We start from the raw sequence: 4,473 nt of genomic DNA on the forward strand, positions 1-4,473 counted from the left end.
GCAGAAATGATGAACTTAAAATGGTCTGACATTGACTTCACACGATCAGTTGCAATGTTAGCAACAACTAAAAATGGGGAGCCTCGACATTGTCCTATTCCTTCGATAGTTATGGTTGAATTGAAAAAGATAAGGCAAGTGGGTGATACTCTGCTGTTCCCTAGTCGGCTAATCCCCACTCAACCTATTGAGTTCAAGAAACACTGGTTTAAGGCATTAAAACAAGCAGGTATAACTAACTTTCGTTTTCATGATTTACGGCACACAGCAGCATCGTATATGGTAATGAATGGCATGACATTATTTGAAGCTGCAACGGTTTTAGGGCATAAAGATACCCAAACAACCACTCGTTATGCTCATTTATCAGTCGATCATATTTCAAAAGCAACAGAAAAGGCAATGGACAATGTATTTAACAGCTAAAGAAGCTATGACAGCACTCAATTGCTCTTTTGAGCAATTGTTAGTTTGTGTAACAGCAGGAAATTTGCAGCCATATGAGGGAAAGGGTTGCGCTGTAGGTGATGCAAAAATCAAAGCAAATATTATCATTAATCCCCATCACCCTGACGGTGACTACTTTGATCATCATTTGATGGTGACTCAAGAAGAAATAGGAAATGATTGGTATTTTAGAGAAGCGGATTGCGACCGTAGTGTATTACTAGTTAAGAATAAGACTCAGTTAACAAAGAATGAGCAGCGGGCCAAAGTAATTTTGGACGCTATTGATGAGTTAGATTATGACCGGATGTCTGTTATGAATAAAGAGCAGGTGAAGGCAAAGTGTAAAGAAATAGACTCCTCTTTATTTGCAGGGGATTTCGTGTTTGACTCAGCATGGAAATACGGTAACAGAAAAAAATACTGGAAAATTCACGGATCTAAAATAAAAAAATAAGGGGGTAGATCATTCTACCCTCTAGACTACCCACCAAGTGGGCATGTCACAATGAGTTTCTTTTTAAATAAAGGAGGCCTCATGTCTTTAACTGATTTTGATCGAAAAACTGCCTTTTTAGAGGCAAACAAAGAAATTCTTTCCCCTAACCAACTCACATGGATGCTTAGCCCATATTTAACACCATTCCCTTATTTTTTGCCAAATAAAATCATAAGCAATTGATTTAATTACATTTTATTTTTTAAGTTTTTTGTAGTGCCATTATAGTAATGTAAAACTTGACTGCCCTCTCGGTATGCGCTATCTTTCAGGCATGTATATCAGACGCACCCATACCAATAACTCTGCCAGCGGCGAGCGCTACTACACGCATCGTTTAGTCGTGAACCAACGCATCGGCGGTAAACCACGCCAGACCACATTGTTAAATCTGGGACGGCATTTTACTGTCGATCAGGATCAATGGCCTGCCTTATGCGCTCGCATTGATGAACTGGTCAGCCATCAATCAGCCATGTTCCCGACGAACTTGCCATCGCCTGCTGAACGGGAAGCTCAGCGTATAGCGGCGCAACTGGTGGCAAGACAAGCTGAAGTACAGACGATAACAGCCGATGCGAGCAAGCCTGAAGCAACGCCTGTCGACATTCAAAGTGTGGATATTGACTCGCTGGAATTAACTCGGCCACGGTCTGTAGCAGTGGAGCAAGTCGGGTTATGGGCAATGCAGCAACTGGAATTTATGGCATTATTGAGTAGCATAGGTGTCAACGCCACTCAGATTACAGCGATCGTTGGTTCAATCATTGCCCGTATGGCGGCACCCAGCTCAGAACTCGCTGCTCACCATTGGTTAGGCGCTAAAAGTGGCTTGGGCGAGTTACTGGATGTCGACTACCAAACGATGTCACTCATGAGTCTTTACCGCGCTTCCGATGTCTTATGGAAACACCATGAGATCATTGAGCAGCGCTTATTCGAGCGTGTCACCGACTTATTCGGGCTTTCCACGACGGTTACCCTGTACGACTTGACCAATACTTACTTTGAAGGCGAGGCGGCTATTAATGGCAAAGCCAAACATGGGCGTTCTAAAGAAAAGCGAAAGGATTGCCCGCTGGTAACACTCGGACTGGTCTTGGATGGCAGTGGTTTTGTGCGCAGTTCGCAAACCTTTGCGGGTAATGTCTCCGAAGCCGGTACCTTAGAGCTTATGCTTAAAGACCTGAACGCGCCGCAAGGTGCTTTAGTGGTGATGGATGCCGGTATTGCCACTCAGGATAATATCGATTGGCTGATAGCTAGTGGCTACCGTTATCTGGTTGTCAGCCGTGAACGTAATCGACAGTTTGATCCTGAGCAGGCGATTGGCTTGACCACCGCCTCCGGCGATACTGTGCATTGTCAGAAAGTTCTGTCTGACGACGGCAAAGAAGCCCGTCTGTATTGCTATTCAGAAGCACGCGGTGAAAAAGAACGGGCCATGACGCGTACGTTCAGTACTCGTTTTGAAACCGCACTTAATAACTTGGCAGATGGCCTTCAGCGTCCGCGCACAGAAAAACGCCCCGATAAACTTTGGCAGCGCATCGGTCGTTTCAAAGAGAAGCATAACGGTATTGGTCAGCACTACCAGATTGACCTACAGCTTGACGAAAGCGGAGAAAAAGCCATTGGGCTCAGCTGGAAGCGGCAACCCGTCACCGGCACGATAGACACTCATCCCGGCGTTTATTGTCTGCGTAGTAATGAAACCGATTGGGATGCCGAAAAACTGTGGCACACCTATATTATGCTCACTGATTTAGAAGCGGTGTTTCGCAGCCTCAAGTCGGAACTAGGGCTTCGTCCCGTCTATCATCACAAAGAAGAACGCGTCGATGGGCATCTGTTTATCACCGTGTTAGCCTATCAATTTGTGCAAGTCATCCGCCGTCAACTGGGTCACTGTCAAATCAATGCAAGCTGGAACTCCATTCGCCAAACGCTGAGCGGCCAATGCCGTGTTACGGCGAGTTTTCGGCGTGCCGATGGCGGCGCAATACACATCCGTAAAGCCACGCGCGCCGAACCGGAACAATTGGAAATTTACCAGGCTTTAAATATTAACCCTGCGCCAGGAGGTGTCAACAAAACTATGGTATAAAAACTGAGGAAAGGCGCTATTTTTCAAAGTGTAGTGCCACTTGAGGTTTTTTATTTTCTAATAGACTGATTGTACTAGAGTTTTATTTATAGGTGTTAAACATGGGCTAGCTTTTCGCATCTATTTGGTAATCACCAGCATGACATTAATAAAAACAAAGCGTACAATAGGTACGAAACGTACATCTTAATGCAAAGAGGCAACCCAATGACAACAACTATTACTACCGTCGATGCTAGAAAACACTTTGCAGACATAGTAAACAAAGTAGCTTATGGTCAAGACCCCATTATTTTGACTCGCCGAGGAGAAAAGGTGGCCGCTTTAGTATCCATAGAAGAACTGGAACTATTACAACAAATCGAAGATGTGATTGATATTGAAGATGCAAAACAAGCATTATCTGAAGCTGGTGAGAACATCCCTGCTAATGAAGTCTGGAAACAACTTGGGCTATAAATGGCGACCTTTACTATTGAGTTTAGACCCGCCGTCCTCAAAAGCCTGAAACACCTACCCAAACGCGATCTAATTCGAATCAAGAATAAAGTTGTCAGTCTCAGTCAGAACTTGCCCGACCCAGCTACCACAAAAATAAAAGGCAACAACTCTTTTCATAAAGTCAGAATAGGAAGTTATCGGATAATTTATGAAATTCATAATGAACAACTTGTTATTCTCGTCATAAAAATTGGTCACCGGAAGGATATTTATAAGCAACTGTAGTGTGGAGTGCTGCGACCATAACCTCCCAGATATAGCAATGCAAGACCTAATGGCCCCGAATTTTTAATAATGATAACGACATTGCACTATGATGATCGCCTCATCAGTTGTCTTATAAACTAAACGATGTTCTCGATCAATTCGCCGAGACCAATAGCCAGACCAGTTATGCTTTAAAGGTTCAGGATTACCTAAACCAGAAAATGATTGTCTCTTAATATCTTTAATTAGCAAGTTTATACGTTTAATTACTTTCTTATCAACTTGTTGCCAATATAAATAATCTTCCCATGCTGCTTCTGCCCAAGATAGAATCATTCATTACCCAATTCATGATGAACCATATTACCAGCCTCCACTTCTTGGATGGCTTGGTTTAGTCTTTCAGCGTTTTTTGGACTTGCCATTAAATAAGCCGTTTCTTCATAAGCCTGAAAATCATCCACACTCATAAGCACTGCGGGCTTTCCATTTTGGCGCGTAATCAAAAGTGGTTTATGATCATCATTTACTTTATCCAAGCTACTAGCTAGATGATTACGGAACGCTGAATAACTCATTGTATCCATAAAGCTTCTCCTCTTATATTGTTCGCATTATTGTACAAGTACTTATTGTTGTACGCAACTAAGAGTTTTAATCTTTATGTGGAGAAAAAAGAAGTGGCTTAAAGCAAAACTCCTTAACCTATAGT

8 protein-coding genes are annotated in these 4,473 nt (G+C 43.0%); 6 read left to right on the forward strand and 2 right to left on the reverse strand.

The features are described 5' to 3' along the window. From QZ488_RS21235 to QZ488_RS21610, 6 genes are all read left to right on the forward strand, one after another. Nucleotides 1-426: site-specific integrase (locus QZ488_RS21235; RefSeq protein WP_293752517.1), on the forward strand; the 426-nt coding region annotated here is incomplete at its 5' end. Then, on the forward strand, nucleotides 410-904 hold the full coding sequence (locus QZ488_RS21240) for a hypothetical protein (protein ID WP_293752519.1): 495 nt from the start codon (nucleotides 410-412) through the stop codon (nucleotides 902-904). The genes QZ488_RS21235 and QZ488_RS21240, both read left to right, overlap by 17 nt. Before the next feature lie 81 nt (nucleotides 905-985). Then, on the forward strand, nucleotides 986-1,129 hold the full coding sequence (locus QZ488_RS21245; RefSeq protein ID WP_293752521.1) for a hypothetical protein: 144 nt from the start codon (nucleotides 986-988) through the stop codon (nucleotides 1,127-1,129). Nucleotides 1,130-1,202: 73 nt separating this feature from the next. After that, on the forward strand, nucleotides 1,203-3,053 hold the full coding sequence (locus QZ488_RS21250; protein WP_293752523.1) for an IS1634 family transposase: 1,851 nt from the start codon (nucleotides 1,203-1,205) through the stop codon (nucleotides 3,051-3,053). 207 nt (nucleotides 3,054-3,260) lie between these two features. After that, nucleotides 3,261-3,512 (forward strand): type II toxin-antitoxin system Phd/YefM family antitoxin, encoded by a 252-nt coding sequence (locus QZ488_RS21255; RefSeq protein WP_293752525.1) that lies wholly within the window; start codon nucleotides 3,261-3,263, stop codon nucleotides 3,510-3,512. After that, nucleotides 3,513-3,779, forward strand: a complete 267-nt coding sequence (locus QZ488_RS21610; RefSeq protein ID WP_366509090.1) for a type II toxin-antitoxin system RelE/ParE family toxin — start codon at nucleotides 3,513-3,515, stop codon at nucleotides 3,777-3,779. Between the two features lie 63 nt (nucleotides 3,780-3,842). On the opposite strand, the gene QZ488_RS21260 is transcribed toward QZ488_RS21610, so the two are convergent. Continuing rightward, complete coding sequence (locus QZ488_RS21260; protein WP_293752527.1) at nucleotides 3,843-4,097, reverse strand: Txe/YoeB family addiction module toxin; 255 nt, start codon at nucleotides 4,095-4,097, stop codon at nucleotides 3,843-3,845. After that, on the reverse strand, nucleotides 4,094-4,348 hold the full coding sequence (locus QZ488_RS21265) for a type II toxin-antitoxin system prevent-host-death family antitoxin (protein ID WP_293752529.1): 255 nt from the start codon (nucleotides 4,346-4,348) through the stop codon (nucleotides 4,094-4,096). The genes QZ488_RS21260 and QZ488_RS21265 overlap by 4 nt, the downstream gene beginning before the upstream one ends. Nucleotides 4,349-4,473 lie beyond the last annotated feature (125 nt).

The organism is uncultured Paraglaciecola sp., from assembly GCF_913020055.1.
Classification (GTDB): Bacteria; Pseudomonadota; Gammaproteobacteria; order Enterobacterales; family Alteromonadaceae; genus Paraglaciecola.

Bases quoted from the DNA above. Each gene is read 5' to 3' on its own strand.
- QZ488_RS21260 (WP_293752527.1), bottom strand. From the start codon at position 4,097: ATGATTCTATCTTGGGCAGAAGCAGCATGGGAAGATTATTTATATTGG.
- QZ488_RS21240 (WP_293752519.1), top strand. From the start codon at position 410: ATGTATTTAACAGCTAAAGAAGCTATGACAGCACTCAATTGCTCTTTT.
- QZ488_RS21610 (WP_366509090.1), top strand. From the start codon at position 3,513: ATGGCGACCTTTACTATTGAGTTTAGACCCGCCGTCCTCAAAAGCCTG.
- QZ488_RS21250 (WP_293752523.1), top strand. From the start codon at position 1,203: ATGCGCTATCTTTCAGGCATGTATATCAGACGCACCCATACCAATAAC.
- QZ488_RS21265 (WP_293752529.1), bottom strand. From the start codon at position 4,348: ATGGATACAATGAGTTATTCAGCGTTCCGTAATCATCTAGCTAGTAGC.
- QZ488_RS21255 (WP_293752525.1), top strand. From the start codon at position 3,261: ATGACAACAACTATTACTACCGTCGATGCTAGAAAACACTTTGCAGAC.
- QZ488_RS21245 (WP_293752521.1), top strand. From the start codon at position 986: ATGTCTTTAACTGATTTTGATCGAAAAACTGCCTTTTTAGAGGCAAAC.